This window comes from Microvirga vignae (genome assembly GCF_001017175.1).
Classification (GTDB): Bacteria; Pseudomonadota; Alphaproteobacteria; order Rhizobiales; family Beijerinckiaceae; genus Microvirga; species Microvirga vignae.
The window spans coordinates 23,228-37,317 of sequence record NZ_LCYG01000060.1 but is presented as its reverse complement, the minus strand read 5'-3'; the positions used below and the strand labels follow the sequence as shown (position 1 = coordinate 37,317).

11 protein-coding genes and 1 other RNA gene are annotated in these 14,090 nt (G+C 61.9%); 8 read left to right on the top strand and 4 right to left on the bottom strand.

Annotated features, from left to right (window positions below):
* The first annotated feature begins 94 nt into the window (after positions 1-94).
* The gene (ettA, locus tag AA309_RS21795; RefSeq protein ID WP_047191135.1) at positions 95-1,747 is read left to right on the top strand and encodes an energy-dependent translational throttle protein EttA; all 1,653 of its coding nucleotides are present in this window, start codon (positions 95-97) and stop codon (positions 1,745-1,747) included.
* 94 nt (positions 1,748-1,841) lie between these two features.
* On the opposite strand, the gene AA309_RS21790 is transcribed toward ettA, so the two are convergent.
* Positions 1,842-2,084: a hypothetical protein gene (locus tag AA309_RS21790; RefSeq protein ID WP_047191134.1), complete on the bottom strand. Its 243-nt coding sequence runs from the start codon at positions 2,082-2,084 to the stop codon at positions 1,842-1,844.
* Positions 2,085-2,284: 200 nt separating this feature from the next.
* Here AA309_RS21790 and AA309_RS21785 point away from each other — a divergent pair, with 200 nt between their 5' ends.
* The 5 genes from AA309_RS21785 to metH all read left to right on the top strand — a co-directional run bounded on the left by AA309_RS21785 (position 2,285) and on the right by metH (position 10,571).
* Positions 2,285-3,763, top strand: a complete 1,479-nt coding sequence (locus AA309_RS21785) for an AMP nucleosidase (protein WP_047191133.1) — start codon at positions 2,285-2,287, stop codon at positions 3,761-3,763.
* Positions 3,764-3,775: 12 nt separating this feature from the next.
* Positions 3,776-4,657 carry a DMT family transporter gene (locus AA309_RS21780; RefSeq protein WP_047191132.1) on the top strand — a complete coding sequence of 294 codons (882 nt, stop codon included), beginning with the start codon at positions 3,776-3,778 and terminating at the stop codon, positions 4,655-4,657.
* Positions 4,658-4,805: 148 nt separating this feature from the next.
* A complete protein-coding gene (locus AA309_RS21775; protein WP_047191131.1) occupies positions 4,806-5,819 on the top strand; it encodes an ArsR/SmtB family transcription factor in 1,014 nt (337 codons plus the stop codon).
* Positions 5,819-6,724 (top strand): methylenetetrahydrofolate reductase [NAD(P)H], encoded by a 906-nt coding sequence (gene metF, locus AA309_RS21770; RefSeq protein WP_047191130.1) that lies wholly within the window; start codon positions 5,819-5,821, stop codon positions 6,722-6,724. The genes AA309_RS21775 and metF overlap by 1 nt, the downstream gene beginning before the upstream one ends.
* Positions 6,725-6,815: 91 nt before the next feature.
* Positions 6,816-10,571, top strand: coding sequence for a methionine synthase (gene metH / locus AA309_RS21765; RefSeq protein ID WP_425286898.1), 3,756 nt, complete (start codon positions 6,816-6,818; stop codon positions 10,569-10,571).
* 120 nt (positions 10,572-10,691) lie between these two features.
* On the opposite strand, the gene AA309_RS21760 is transcribed toward metH, so the two are convergent.
* From AA309_RS21760 to AA309_RS21750, 3 genes are all read right to left on the bottom strand, one after another.
* A complete protein-coding gene (locus tag AA309_RS21760) occupies positions 10,692-11,465 on the bottom strand; it encodes an N-acetylmuramoyl-L-alanine amidase (RefSeq protein WP_047191129.1) in 774 nt (257 codons plus the stop codon).
* Positions 11,466-11,469: 4 nt separating this feature from the next.
* The gene (locus AA309_RS21755; RefSeq protein ID WP_047191128.1) at positions 11,470-12,195 is read right to left on the bottom strand and encodes a TerB family tellurite resistance protein; all 726 of its coding nucleotides are present in this window, start codon (positions 12,193-12,195) and stop codon (positions 11,470-11,472) included.
* An 85-nt stretch (positions 12,196-12,280) separates the two neighbouring features.
* Positions 12,281-12,559, bottom strand: coding sequence for a glycine zipper domain-containing protein (locus tag AA309_RS21750; protein ID WP_047191127.1), 279 nt, complete (start codon positions 12,557-12,559; stop codon positions 12,281-12,283).
* Positions 12,560-12,856: 297 nt separating this feature from the next.
* Here AA309_RS21750 and AA309_RS32370 point away from each other — a divergent pair, with 297 nt between their 5' ends.
* Positions 12,857-13,660, top strand: coding sequence for a lytic transglycosylase domain-containing protein (locus tag AA309_RS32370; RefSeq protein ID WP_052954921.1), 804 nt, complete (start codon positions 12,857-12,859; stop codon positions 13,658-13,660).
* A gap of 48 nt (positions 13,661-13,708) precedes the next feature.
* An RNA gene (gene rnpB, locus AA309_RS32380) (RNase P RNA component class A) lies at positions 13,709-14,088 on the top strand.
* Positions 14,089-14,090: the final 2 nt, after the last annotated feature.

The following is a 14,090-nucleotide window of genomic DNA, read 5'->3' as shown; positions in this document are numbered from 1 at the left end:
AAGGCAGCGTCACTCCCCCGCCTTGCCCCGGCAGGCTGCCCCTGCTAACTGACGGCCAACCCCCTTCAACCGACTTATCAGCAGGGCTTTACCCGTGTCCCGTCAGTTCATCTACCATATGCGTGGCCTCTCCAAGACCTATTCGGGCGGCAAGAAGGTCTTGGACAACATTCATCTGTCCTTCTACCCCGACGCCAAGATCGGTGTGCTCGGCGTCAACGGCGCCGGTAAGTCGACCCTTTTGCGCATCATGGCCGGCATCGACACGGATTGGACCGGCGAGGCCTGGGTGGCCGAGGGCGCCCGCGTCGGCTACCTGCCGCAGGAGCCTCAGCTCGACCCGAGCAAGACTGTTCGCGAGAACGTGATGGAGGGCGTGGCCGCCAAGAAGGCGCTGCTCGACCGCTACAACGAGATCGCCATGAACTATTCGGAGGAGACGGCGGACGAGATGACCCGTCTCCAGGACGAGATCGAGGCCAAGGGCCTCTGGGATCTCGATTCCCAGGTCGATCAGGCCATGGACGCGCTTCGCTGCCCGCCGGACGACTGGTCGGTGGACAAGCTCTCGGGCGGTGAGCGCCGTCGCGTGGCGCTCTGCAAGCTGCTGCTGGAGCAGCCGGAACTGCTGCTCCTCGACGAGCCGACCAACCACCTGGATGCCGAGACGACCGCCTGGCTCGAGGGCCATCTGCGCAATTATCCGGGCGCGATCCTCATCGTCACCCACGACCGCTACTTCCTGGACAACGTGACGGGCTGGATTCTCGAGCTCGACCGTGGCCGCGGCATTCCCTATGAAGGCAACTACTCGTCGTGGCTCGAGCAGAAGCAGAAGCGCCTCGAGCAGGAGGGCCGTGAGGAAGAGACTCGCCAGCGCACGATCGAGCGCGAGCGCGAGTGGGTGTCCGCTTCGCCGAAGGCCCGGCAGGCCAAGTCGAAGGCGCGTATCCAGCGCTATGAGGAACTCGTGGCCAAGGCCAACGAGAAGGGCCCGACGACGGCTCAGATCATCATTCCGATCGCCGAGCGCTTAGGCAACAACGTCATCGAGTTCGACAACCTCAAGAAGGCGTTCGGTGACAAGCTCCTCATCGACGGGCTGTCCTTCAAGCTGCCGCCGGGGGGCATCGTCGGTATCATCGGCCCGAACGGCGCCGGTAAGACGACCCTGTTCCGCATGATCACGGGCCAGGAGCAGCCGGACGAGGGTGCTATCACCATCGGGGAGAGCGTGAAGCTCGGCTATGTGGACCAGAGCCGTGACTCGCTCGACGCCAACAAGACGCTCTACGAGGAAATCTCGGGCGGCAACGAGGTGCTCTATCTCGGCAAGCGCGAGATCAATGCCCGCGCCTATTGCTCGGCCTTCAACTTCAAGGGCGGCGATCAGCAGAAGAAGGTGGGCGTGCTCTCGGGCGGCGAGCGCAACCGCGTGCACCTCGCCAAGATCCTGAAGTCGGGTTCCAACGTGCTGCTGCTCGACGAGCCGACCAACGACCTCGACGTGGATACCCTGCGCGCGCTCGAAGAGGCGCTGGAGGATTATGCCGGCTGCGCCGTCATCATCTCGCACGATCGCTGGTTCCTCGACCGCATCGCCACCCACATCCTGGCCTTCGAGGGCGACAGCCACGTGGAATGGTTCGAGGGCAATTTCGCGGATTACGAGGAGGACAAGAAGCGCCGCCTCGGCACGGATTCCACGATCCCGCACCGGATCAAGTACAAGAAGTTCACGCGATAAGAAGGCACCACTCCGTTCCAGGCAGCCTGAACGGATATTACAAGGCGAACAGGGCTCCCATGCGGGAGCCCTTTTCCCATTCTGGCACTGGATCCTAGATTTTCAGCATCCTCTTGGCCTCGTCGAGAAGCCGTTCCGATTCCTCGTGATTGCCGGCCTTATGGGCGGCCTCGCCTCTCTGCCGCAGGTTCATGACCTTCCGCCTGTCAGCTGACGAGAGCTGGGCCGTCTGCACGGCCTTATCGATGGCAGCCATGTCCCTTGGGCATCGATTGGCGAGAGCGGGGCCGGCAGTGATGAAGCTGAGAGACAGGGCAAGAGCAATTGCACGACGCATGGTATTCCTCCCATTCGCCCCCGGATTTAAGTTATCCCAGCATCCGTGATGGGAAAGGGGTGGCCAGCGTCCGATGCGCGGGCGGGATCCTTTCGGTGTTTTTTGCGTCTAGTATTCGTTTCGGGCTCCGCAAGGCTTGGGTTCGTCGCCTAAAGCGTGTATGACCCTTGAGGCACGAGACAAAAGATAGAGACGTTCACGTGCTAGCCGATCACACTACAGCTTTTCAACCCGTTGCAACGCCTGAAGAAGCCGTCGAGCGGCTGATCCGGCTCCATGACAGCGCCGTCGAAGCGCAGCGCCATTGTCTGGAGCATTTCTTCGCGACGGGTACGCCCCCCACACCGCTTGAACGCTCCCGCTTTCGCTATCCCGAGCTGAGGCTCGATTACCGGGCGAGTTCTCTGCCGCCCGTGAAGCAGCGCGCCTATGCGAAGTTCCAGGGGCCCGGCGTCTACGCAACGACCATCACGCAACCGGCTTTCTTCAAGAACTACCTGCTGGAGCAGCTGAATTACCTCGTGCGCGATTATGGGGCCACTCTTGAGGTCGGCATCAGCGATCAGGAAATTCCCTATCCCTATATCTTCGAGCGCGGCGATGAACTGGGGCGCGGTGCGCATTCGGCCGCCGAGCTCGCGCAGCATTTTCCGACGCCGCTCCTCGCCAAGGTCGGCGACGAGATTGCCGACGGCACCTGGATCTTCCATGAAAACGAGCCGCGTCCGCTCTCGCTCTTCGATGCCGCGCGCGTTGATTACTCGCTGCGCCGTCTCGTGCATTACACCGGCAGTGATTGGCGCTCGGTGCAGCCGTGGATCCTGCTCACCAACTATCATCGTTATGTGGACCAGTTCATTCGCTGGGCCGTCAAGGAGCTGGCGCATGAGAATGGGCCCTACAGCAAACTCGTGCTGCCGGGTGGCGTCACGATTGAGCGCGGCTTGGATGCTGCGGTGGTGGAGGAACTGATAGCCTCGTCGCCGTGGCACCGCTTCCAGATGCCGGCCTATCACCTGATGCGTAAGGACGGGCAGGGCGTCACTCTCGTCAATATCGGCGTCGGCCCCTCGAACGCCAAGAACATCACGGATCATCTTGCGGTTCTGCGCCCGCATTGCTGGCTTATGGTGGGTCATTGCGGCGGACTCCGTCAGTCGCAGTCGATCGGCGATTACGTACTTGCTCACGGCTATCTCCGCCGCGACCGCATTCTCGACGGCGCCGTGCCGCCGGAAATTCCGGTGCCGGCTCTTGCCGAAATCCAGGTCGCCTTGCAGGAGGCCGCCGTGCAGGTCACGGGCGAGCGCGGCGAGGAGCTGAAGCGCCGCCTGCGCACCGGCACGGTCGTGACTTACGATGATCGCAACTGGGAACTCCGTTGGAGCCACGAGCGGCGGCAGATCAATCTCTCCCGCGCCATCGCGGTGGACATGGAAAGCGGCACGATTGCCGCACAAGGCTATCGCCTGCGCGTGCCCTATGGCACGCTGCTTTGCGTATCCGACAAGCCGCTGCATGGCGAAATCAAGCTGCCGGGGGCAGCCAATGCCTTTTATGAGCGTGCAGTCAGCGAGCATCTCATGATCGGCTTGGCCGCTGTCGATATCCTGCGTGGTCAGCGAGCTTCCGTGCATTCGCGGAAACTCCGCAGCTTCGACGAGCCTCCATTCCGTTAAGCCGCGCCGTCCATGTCTCGCGAAACGTTAGGCCTTCTTCTGGGCTTCGTTGGCGTATGCATTTTCGCCGGCACGCTGCCCTTCACCCATATCGCCGTCGAGGATTTGAGCCCGCTCTTCGTCACCACGGGACGGGCGGCGCTCGCGGGCCTATTCGCGTTGGTGACGCTGCTCGTCTTGCGCAAGCCGTGGCCGACGCCTCGGCTTGCTCTTACCATGGCGCTCGTGGCGCTCTGTCTCGTTGGAGGTTTCCCGGTCTTCACGGCGCTTGCCATGAAGACCGTGCCGGCTTCCCATGGCGGTGTCGTACTCGGCATCCTGCCGCTCGCCACTTCCGCCATCAGCGTGCTGATCGCGGGTGAGCGTCCAAGCCCGGCATTCTGGCTCTCCGCTTCAGCCGGTGCGGGTCTTGTGATCGGCTTCACCCTGCATGAGGGCGGCGGCTCGCTGGGGCAGGGGGATCTGTTCCTCCTCGCGGCGGCACTCTCCTCTGCGATTGGCTATGTGATTTCCGGCAAGCTCGTGCGCAAAGGGATGGCTGGGTGGGAGGTCATTTCCTGGGTGCTGGTGGTAGCCTTGCCGGTGACGGTGCCCGTGGCGCTCTGGACCGTGCCGAAGGATCCTTCAGCCGTCCCGGCCTGGAGCTGGATCGGTTTCGTCTATGTAGCTCTCATGAGCCAGTATCTCGGCTTCTTCGCCTGGAATGCCGGGCTGGCGCTTGGCGGCATCGCCCATGTCAGCCAAGTCCAGTTGCTCCAGACATTTGTGACGCTCCTCATCGCGGCCGTTCTCAACCGGGAGTCGATTGCCTTGTCGGCTTGGTTGGTCGCCGGAGCCGTCTTCCTCCTTGTGGTCGCCACTAACAAGGCCAAGGTCGGGCAGTCAAAAGTCTAGAGTCTTGTCCGCGAGTGATCGGGTTTCTTGTCAAAAAACGGCTGAGCCAAAGAAAAGAGCCGCTTCCACTGCTGCCTAAAGCTCTTGCTTGCTCTCGCTTCAAAAAAGATATAAATATATCTTTATATGTAAGAGCGAGTTCTGGCTCATGGCCGACAAGGAAGCTCCATCTCTGGATTTGACGCTGGATGTCCTGCGGGCAGCCGCCGAAGAGACGCGCCTGCGCATCCTGGCTCTGCTGGCGGAGGGCGAACTCTCCGTTTCCGACCTCACCGACATTCTGGGCCAGTCCCAGCCGCGCATTTCCCGTCACCTGAAACTGCTCGTGGAAGCGGGCCTCGTGGAGCGGCACAGGGAAGGAGCCTGGGCCTTCTTCCGGCTCACCGACCGCGGCACGGCCCTGAAGATCATCCGCCCGACGCTCGAGAGCCTGGACCGCTCGGATCCGCAATTGTTAGAGGACCGTACGCGCCTTGAGGCCGTGCGCGCCCAGCGCTCTCAGGCAGCCCAGGCTTACTTCTCGCGTCTTGCTCCCGAATGGGATCGTCTGCGCTCGCTCCACGCACCGGAAGCCGTGGTTGAAGCTGCGGTGCTCGACGCTCTCGGACAAAAGCCGATTCGCAACCTCGTTGATCTCGGCACCGGCACCGGCCGCATGCTGCAACTCCTTGCTCCACGCGCAAGCCGCACGGTCGGTCTCGATGCGAGCCATGCGATGCTCTCCGTCGCGCGCGCCAATCTCGAAAAGGTGGGCCTGCGCGGCATCGAGCTGCGCCAGGGCGATATTTATGCGCCGCCGTTCCCGCGCGACACCTTCGATCTCGTGATCATCCATCAGGTGCTGCACTATCTCGACGATCCCGCGCGTGCGATCCGCGAGGCGGCGCGTCTTGTGGCTCCCGGCGGGCGCATCCTCGTGGTGGATTTCGCGCCGCATAAGCTGGAGTTCCTGCGCGAAGCGCAGGCTCATCGCCGTCTCGGATTCGCGCCTTCGCAGGTCGCAGGCTGGCTCGATGAGGCAGGTCTTGATTGCACTCTCACGAAAGAAATAGCGCCGCCCAAGAGGGGCGATGACCAATTGACCGTTTCCCTTTGGCTTGGACAAGACCGCCGTGTCGCAACGGATTGGCCTCTCTCCGAGCCCAGCAAAGAGGTTGCCTGATGTCGCCCATGACCCTTCGCCCCAGCAGGCAGGCCTCTTCCCCCATCAAAGTGTCTTTCGAGTTCTTCCCGCCAAAGACGCCGGAGATGGAAACGACGCTCTGGGCCTCCATCCAGCGTCTCGCGCCGCTCAATCCGCAATTCGTCTCCGTGACCTACGGTGCTGGCGGCTCCACGCGAGAACGCACGCATGCCACGGTCTCGCGCATCGTGACGGAAACGCATCTCAAGCCTGCCGCGCACCTGACCTGCGTGGCGGCGACGACAGAGGAGGTGGATGGCGTCATCCGCTCCTATTGGGATGCAGGCGTGCGCCACATCGTGGCCCTGCGCGGGGACCCATTCGCCGGCATCGGCACCGCATACGAGCCGCATCCCGGCGGCTATCGGCAGACTTGCGATCTCGTGGCGGGCATCAAGGCCATTGGTGACTTCGAGGTGTCCGTCTCCGCGTATCCCGAGAAGCACCCCGAGGCCGCCTCGCTCGACTCCGATATCGATGTGCTGAAAGCAAAGGTGGATTGCGGCGCGGACCGTGCCATTACCCAGTTCTTCTTCGATAACGATCATTACTTCCGCTATCTCGACCGCGTTCGCGCGCGCGGTATCGATATCCCCATCGTGCCTGGCATCGTACCCGTGCAGAACTTCAAGCAGACAGCGAATTTCGCAGCCAAGACCGGGGCCAGCATTCCCGATTGGCTCGCGGCCCGCTTCGAGGGACTCGACAACGATGTGGAGACCCGCAAGCTCGTCGCCGCTGCCGTTGCCGCCGAGCAGGTGATCGACCTCGTCGACCGCGGCGTGAACGAGTTCCACTTCTACACCATGAACCGCGCCGATCTCGTCTATGCGATCTGCCATCTGCTTGGCCTGCGAGATCAGAGCGTGAAGGTGGCGGCTTGAGTTTTCAGGCCCGGCTAAGCCGGGCATCTGTATTTGCCATGCACTGCATGGATGGCTGAATGATCATTCGGCCGGAAGGAAAGAGACTGTAATGATCGTGTCCGAACCTCGTCCCGCCAACGGTGCTGAAGTCCTCAAGATGCTGCGTGAGGCTGCCTCCAAGCGCATTCTTGTGCTCGACGGCGCCATGGGAACTGAGCTTCAGCGCTCGCGCTTCTCGGAGGAGGAGTTCCGGGGTGAGCGGTTCAAGGACTGGAAGCACGACGTCAAGGGCAACAACGATCTCCTGATCCTCACGCAGCCGGATGCCGTGCGCAGCGTGCATCTCGATTACTTCCGCGCGGGCGCCGACATCGTCGAGACCAACACCTTCTCCGGGACCTCCATCGCCCAGGCCGATTACGGTATGGAGGAGATCGTCTATGAGTTGAACTATGAAGGTGCACGGATTGCGCGTGAGGCCGCGTTGATAGTCGAGAGAGAGGATGGTCGCCGCCGCTTCGTGGCAGGCGCCATTGGTCCTACGAACCGCACGCTTTCCATCTCGCCGGACGTAAACAATCCCGGCTATCGTGCCGTGACCTTCGACCAGGTGCGCGATGCTTATGCCGAGCAGGTGAGGGGCCTTGTCGATGGCGGGGCGGAGATCATCCTCATCGAGACGATCTTCGATACGCTGAACGCCAAAGCGGCCATCGTCGCCACGCATCAGGTCTTCGAAGAGAAGGGTGTGAAACTCCCGATCATGATTTCGGGAACGATCACGGACCTTTCCGGCCGCACGCTCTCGGGTCAGACGCCTACGGCCTTTTGGTATTCCGTGCGCCATGCGGAGCCGTTCTCCATCGGCCTCAACTGTGCACTCGGTGCGCGCGAGATGCGCGCGCATATCCAGGAGATCGGCAAGGTCGCCGACACCTTCGTCTGTGCCTATCCCAATGCGGGCTTGCCTAACGAGTTCGGCCTCTATGACGAGAGCCCCGAGGCCACGGCTCGCATGATCGCGGAATTCGCGGATGCTGGCCTCGTCAACGTGGTCGGCGGCTGTTGCGGCACCACGCCCGCGCATATCCGTGCCATTGCCGAGGCCGTTGCTGGCAAAGCGCCGCGCCAAGCGCCGAAGATGGCTCCACTCATGCGCCTCTCGGGCCTCGAGCCGTTCACACTCACTTCCGACATCCCTTTCGTGAACGTCGGAGAGCGCACCAACGTCACGGGCTCGGCCAAGTTCCGCAAGCTCATCACCAATGGCGATTATGCTGCTGCACTCGACGTTGCGCGCGATCAGGTGGCGAATGGCGCGCAGGTGATCGACGTCAACATGGACGAGGGCCTGCTCGATTCCGAGAAGGCGATGGTGGAATTCCTCAACCTCGTCGCTGCCGAGCCCGATATCGCCCGCGTACCGGTAATGGTGGACTCGTCCAAGTTCCATGTGATCGAAGCCGGCCTCAAATGCCTTCAGGGCAAGGCCATCGTGAACTCGATTTCCATGAAGGAGGGCGAGGAGGCCTTCATCGAGCACGCAAAGATCTGTCGGTCCTACGGTGCGGCTGTGGTTGTCATGGCTTTCGACAAGCAGGGGCAGGCTGATACTCTGGAGCGCAAGGTCGAGATCTGTACGCGGGCCTACAATATCCTCACCGAGAAGGTGGGCTTCCCGCCAGAAGACATCATCTTCGATCCGAATGTGTTCGCGGTCGCTACCGGCATTGAGGAGCACAACGGCTATGGCGTTGCCTTCGTCGAGGCGGCACGCATCATACGTGAGACGCTGCCGCATGCTCATATCTCGGGCGGCGTGTCAAATCTCTCCTTTTCCTTCCGCGGCAACGAGCCGGTGCGCGAGGCGATGCATTCGGTGTTCCTGTTCCATGCCATCAAGGTTGGCATGGACATGGGCATCGTGAACGCGGGTCAGCTTGCGGTCTATGACGAGATTGATCCCGAGCTGCGCGAGCTGTGCGAGGATGTGGTGCTCAACCGCCGCCCCGATGCGACAGAGCGTCTGCTGGAGGCGGCACCCCGCTTCAAGGGTGACGGAGCTGGCGCCTCCAAGGCGGCTGATCTTGAATGGCGCTCCTGGCCCGTCGAGAAACGCATCGAGCATGCGCTCGTCAACGGCATCACGGAGTTCATCGAGCAGGATACGGAAGAGGCGCGCCAGGCCGCCGAGCGTCCGCTTCACGTCATCGAAGGGCCGCTGATGGCAGGCATGAACGTGGTCGGCGATCTCTTCGGCGCCGGAAAGATGTTCTTGCCGCAAGTAGTGAAGTCCGCCCGCGTGATGAAACAGGCCGTGGCCTATCTCATGCCCTTCATGGAGGCGGACAAGCAGGCATCAGGCCTCGACGAGCGCTCTGCTGCCGGCAAGGTGCTGATGGCAACCGTGAAGGGCGACGTGCACGATATCGGCAAGAACATCGTCGGCGTGGTTCTCGCCTGCAACAATTACGAAGTCATCGATCTCGGCGTGATGGTCCCTGCGCAGAAGATCCTCGAGACAGCGCGCAAGGAGAAGGTGGATGTGATTGGCCTTTCCGGCCTCATCACACCTTCACTGGACGAGATGGTGAACGTGGCGAGCGAGATGGAGCGCGAGGGCTTTGATATTCCACTCCTCATCGGCGGCGCCACCACCAGCCGCGTGCACACGGCGGTGAAAATTCATCCGAACTACCACAAGGGGCAGGCCGTCTATGTGACGGATGCAAGCCGCGCGGTGGGCGTTGTCTCGTCGCTGCTCTCGCCAGATACGCGTGAGGCTTACATCGAGACGCTGCGCAGCGAGTACCGCAGGGTCGCCGATGCTCATGCGCGCTCCGAGGCCGACAAGCAGCGCCTGCCGATCGAAAAGGCGCGCACCAACAAGCTGAAGCTTGATTGGGAATCCTACTCTGCGTCCAAGCCCTCCTTCATCGGTGCGCGCGTGTTCCGCAGCTACGATGTCGGCGAGCTTGTCCCGTATATCGATTGGACGCCCTTCTTCCAAACCTGGGAGCTGAAAGGCCGTTTCCCGGCCATCCTCGAAGACGATCAGCAGGGCCCAGCTGCGCGCCAGCTCTGGGACGACGCCCAAGCGATGCTCAAGCAACTTGTCGAGGAGCGCTGGTTCAATCCGAAGGCCGTAATCGGCTTCTGGCCTGCCAATGCGGTGGGCGACGACATTCGCCTCTACACGGGCGAAAGCCGCAGCGAGACGCTCGCCACCTTCCATGGCCTGCGACAGCAGCTCTCGAAACGCGACGGCAAGCCGAACCTGTGCCTCTCCGACTTCATTGCTCCCGTCGAGAGCGGTAAGCCTGACTGGATCGGCGCTTTTGTCGTGACCTCAGGCATCGAGGAGGTGCGGATTGCTGAAAAATTCGAGCGTGCGAATGACGATTATCGCTCCATTCTCGTGAAGGCTCTGGCTGATCGTCTCGCCGAGGCCTTTGCCGAGCGCATGCATGAGCGCGTGCGCAAGGAGTTCTGGGCCTATGCGCCGGATGAGAACCTTAACAATGAAGAGCTCATTCGCGAGGAATATCGCGGCATCCGTCCTGCTCCCGGCTATCCTGCGCAGCCCGATCACACCGAGAAGGCGACGCTGTTTAGCCTGCTCGAAGCCGAGTGGCGCATCGGCGTGAGCCTGACGGAGTCCTACGCCATGTGGCCGGGCTCCTCCGTGTCGGGTCTCTACCTCGCGCACCCGGAGGCTTATTATTTCGGCGTGGCGAAGGTAGAGCGCGATCAGATAGAGGATTACGCGATGCGTAAGGGCATGAGCGTGCAGGAGGTTGAGCGCTGGCTCAGCCCGATCCTCAACTACGATCCGGCAAGCTACAGGCCGATGGCAGCGGAGTAGAACTCCCCCCTGTCATCCTCAGGCCAAGCCGACGGCGAGGGGAGGAGATCCATGGCGATGCGCATTTGAGTGGATTCGCTCCCCTTTCCGCTACGCTCCGGCCGGGAACGGCAAGATGCACTAGGCGGCCGCCGCAGAAGGCCGCTTCGCGATCAGGTTGCGCAGAGTGGTGATGGTGGAGGCATCCGCCACGCCGTCCACGCGCTCGGGACGGAAATGGCGCTGGAACGCGGCGACCACCTTTTCCGTGTCTTCGTCGAACACGCCATTGATCTTCAGGCCATAACCATACATGGCGAGCATCGCCTGAAGCGCTTCGATGGGCATGCCCTGATCTCCACGCGAGAAAAAGCGTCCGTCGCTGAGAGTGGCTGGCGGCACCCAATGGCCGATGCCGGCCTCGTGCAGGCGTCTCCAGGGAAAGATCTCGCCGGGATCGACCTTGCGGCCGGGCGCGACATCTGAATGGCCGAGCACGCGGGTCACCGGAATGCGCCAGCGGCTTACGATGTCTTTCGCGAGCGCGATCACGCTTTCGATCTGCACATCGGGATACGGGGGGAGGCCGCCCGGATGCCCGGGGTTGGCGATCTCGATCCCGATGGAGCAGGAATTGATATCCGTCTCTCCATCCCAATTGGACATGCCCGCATGCCAGGCGCGGCGAGACTCCGGTACGAGCTGCAGCACGCGTCCGTCGCCGAAGACGAAATAGTGCGCCGAGACCTGCGAGACCGGATTGCACAGCCATTGCAGTGCCTCGCCCTCGTCCGGCATGCCCGTGTAGTGCAGGATCAGCATGTTCGGGCGCTGTCCGTCTTTCCGCTCCCCGTGATTGGGTGAAGGAAACACCTTCGCGGCAACAGGGCTTTCGGGGGAAAGGGACACGCTCATACTCTCACCTGAGGTTCCGTTCGGTGGCGATGCGCTCCCAAGCGGCATTGATCGCGGCCAGGCGCTCGGTTGCGATCTTCACCGCCTCCGGCGGCAGGCCACGGGCGATCTCCCGGTCGGGATGGTTCTCGGCGACCATCTTGCGATAGTGCCGTTTCAGCTCCTCGTCGCTCATGGCCCTGTCAGCCTTGAGGATAAGGTAAGGATCGTCCGCTCGCTTCACGTGGCGGGCGGCGATGCGCTCGAACTCGGCTTCCGAGAAGGCGAAGATCCCCGCCACGTTCTTAAGGTAGAGATATTCGGCGTCGTGAACGGCTTCGTCGGCCTTGGCGATATGGAAGAGACCGTCGATCACGTCTTCCAACAGAGCGGGCTCTTCCTTGAACTCCATGCCAATCTGGCGGGCGTAAGCCTCGAACCCATCCGTGGTTTGCATCGCAAGCTCGAACAGGCGCTTCACGCGTTCATGCTCGTCGGCGGGCACATCGACGACCTGTTCGAAGGCCTTCACTTCGACGTCGACGACCACGCCATCGGCCTTGGCCATCTTCGCGGCGAGCGCCACGAGACCCATAGTGAACAGCACATCGCGCGGCGGCTTTCCGAACGGAGCGCCCTCGCGATCAATGAGCACATGGCCGGCAACGCCGCCCAGGAGAGCGCCAATCGGCCCTCCGAACGCCAAGCCGATGCCGGCACCACCAAGCTTACCCCAAATCGACTGAATCATCTTGGAAACAGTGGTCGCTCAACTTCAGGCAAAAGAAAAGGGGCCGAGAAGATCTCGGCCCCTGAATTCAGATTCAAGGACTATCCTAGCGGCAATAGACGTTGCCGTACATGTCCTGATACGTGCCGTATGGGCAGGCCGGGCCGCGAGGAGCCGTTGCTGCACCGACGATTGCACCGCCAGCTGCGCCAATGGCACCGCCGGCGAGAGCGCCGCTTGCACGACCGGTTGCTGCGCCACCGATAGCCGCACCAGCCAGACCGCCGACGGCGGCGCCACCGACTGCACGCTCGCCAGGAGTGTTGCAGGCTGCCATCGAGAGGGTGAGAGCACCCGCGGCAATCGCTGTAATGATCTTCTTCATGGAGGCTTCCCTGTATCTAGCGGGCTGTAGGCTGCCCAGCCCATCCTTAGCTTGACCTTACGCTGACGCCAACTCCCGACGCGGGGAAGAAGTTCCTTGTTCCTCAATGAGCTGTAGAAAAATTTTTTGTTAAGGCGCGGAGGCTATTCCCCGCCTTTTTGCGCTTCGATTTCACGAAGAATCAGCGTCTAGCTTGAGCATTCATTGAACACAATTGCGATCTGCCAAGTCACAACTTTGCCTTATTTGGGCTCCACCCACCGCGGCCCCGCGACCTGTGCCATTTGGAGTTTATGTATGACTTGGCAGCATTATCTGAGAACATTGGTGGTCGCGATTCTCGGCGCAATTGCACTTGCCCTCGGGTCACAGGCGAGGGCTGAAAACAGCCTGATTTCCCCAGAGGAAGCCGAGCAGCTCGTGCGTGCCCAGATCGAAGAGCACAGGACGGCTGAGGCTGCGCTCAAGGAAGAGCAGGAGGCGGCCGAGGCTGCAGGAGCCGCCAAGATTGCGAAGTCTGGCAAGGCTGCAAAAAGCACCGACAACAAGAAGAAAGTTAGAGAAGCTGTTGCTGCAGCTCCCGCCGCTGCTGTTGCGAAGGCGGCGACCGAGACACCTGCAGCGACTGCCCAGGAAGCGGCACATGAGGCCAATGTCGAGGAAACCGCCTCGCTTCCAGCAGAGCTCCCTGTTCGCTCCCGCTCCGAGCGGGCGGATGTCGTCAAGGCCAATGCTCTGAAGCCTCTGATTGCTCGCTATGCCTCCGAGAACGGCTTGTCCTACGATCTGGCCGATGCGGTGGTACGGCTTGAGAGCCGCTACAATCCCGGTGCTCGCAATGGCCCTAATGTGGGTCTCACCCAGATCAATGTGCACACGGCTCACTCCTTGGGATACAAGGGCGATGCCGCTGGCCTGCTCGATCCGGAAACCAATCTGCGTTTCGGCCTGAAATATCTCGCCGTCGCCCACAAGCTGGCTGGCGGGGACACCTGCGGTGCGATCCTGCGTTATCAGTTCGGCCTCCGCACGACGACGATGACCGGTGCCTCGCGGGCCTATTGTGCGAAGGTCAAGATGCTTACGGCCGCGGCCGAATGAGGCTCAAGGCCTTGACGCAGGCCTGTGTTTCGCACCACATCCCCTCTGTCAGCTGGCCGGGCGGCCGCTTCGAGCTTGCTCGAGGAGGAAAGTCCGGGCTCCATGGAAGCAAGGTGCCGGATAACGTCCGGCGGGGGCGACCCCAGGGATAGTGCCACAGAAAGCAAACCGCCCTGCTTGGCAGGGTAAGGGTGAAAGGGTGCGGTAAGAGCGCACCGCGGACGCAGTAATGCGGACGGCATGGTAAACCCCACCAGGAGCAAAACCGAATAGGGACGACAGGCGTTCGCGCCAGGCCTGCTTCCAGGCTGGTCGTCCGGGTTGGTTGCTTGAGGCGGTCAGCAATGGCCGTCCCAGAGGAATGGCCGCCACGTTCAAGGGTTAGACCTTGGACCATACAGAACCCGGCTTACAGGCCGGCTGACCCCTT

What these genes read in the sequence shown, in the direction of transcription:
- AA309_RS21790 (WP_047191134.1), bottom strand. Translation starts at nt 2,084, where the DNA reads ATGCGTCGTGCAATTGCTCTTGCCCTGTCTCTCAGCTTCATCACTGCC.
- AA309_RS21780 (WP_047191132.1), top strand. Translation starts at nt 3,776, where the DNA reads ATGTCTCGCGAAACGTTAGGCCTTCTTCTGGGCTTCGTTGGCGTATGC.
- AA309_RS21775 (WP_047191131.1), top strand. Translation starts at nt 4,806, where the DNA reads ATGGCCGACAAGGAAGCTCCATCTCTGGATTTGACGCTGGATGTCCTG.
- metF (WP_047191130.1), top strand. Translation starts at nt 5,819, where the DNA reads ATGTCGCCCATGACCCTTCGCCCCAGCAGGCAGGCCTCTTCCCCCATC.
- metH (WP_425286898.1), top strand. Translation starts at nt 6,816, where the DNA reads ATGATCGTGTCCGAACCTCGTCCCGCCAACGGTGCTGAAGTCCTCAAG.
- AA309_RS21760 (WP_047191129.1), bottom strand. Translation starts at nt 11,465, where the DNA reads ATGAGCGTGTCCCTTTCCCCCGAAAGCCCTGTTGCCGCGAAGGTGTTT.
- AA309_RS21755 (WP_047191128.1), bottom strand. Translation starts at nt 12,195, where the DNA reads ATGATTCAGTCGATTTGGGGTAAGCTTGGTGGTGCCGGCATCGGCTTG.
- AA309_RS21750 (WP_047191127.1), bottom strand. Translation starts at nt 12,559, where the DNA reads ATGAAGAAGATCATTACAGCGATTGCCGCGGGTGCTCTCACCCTCTCG.
- AA309_RS32370 (WP_052954921.1), top strand. Translation starts at nt 12,857, where the DNA reads ATGACTTGGCAGCATTATCTGAGAACATTGGTGGTCGCGATTCTCGGC.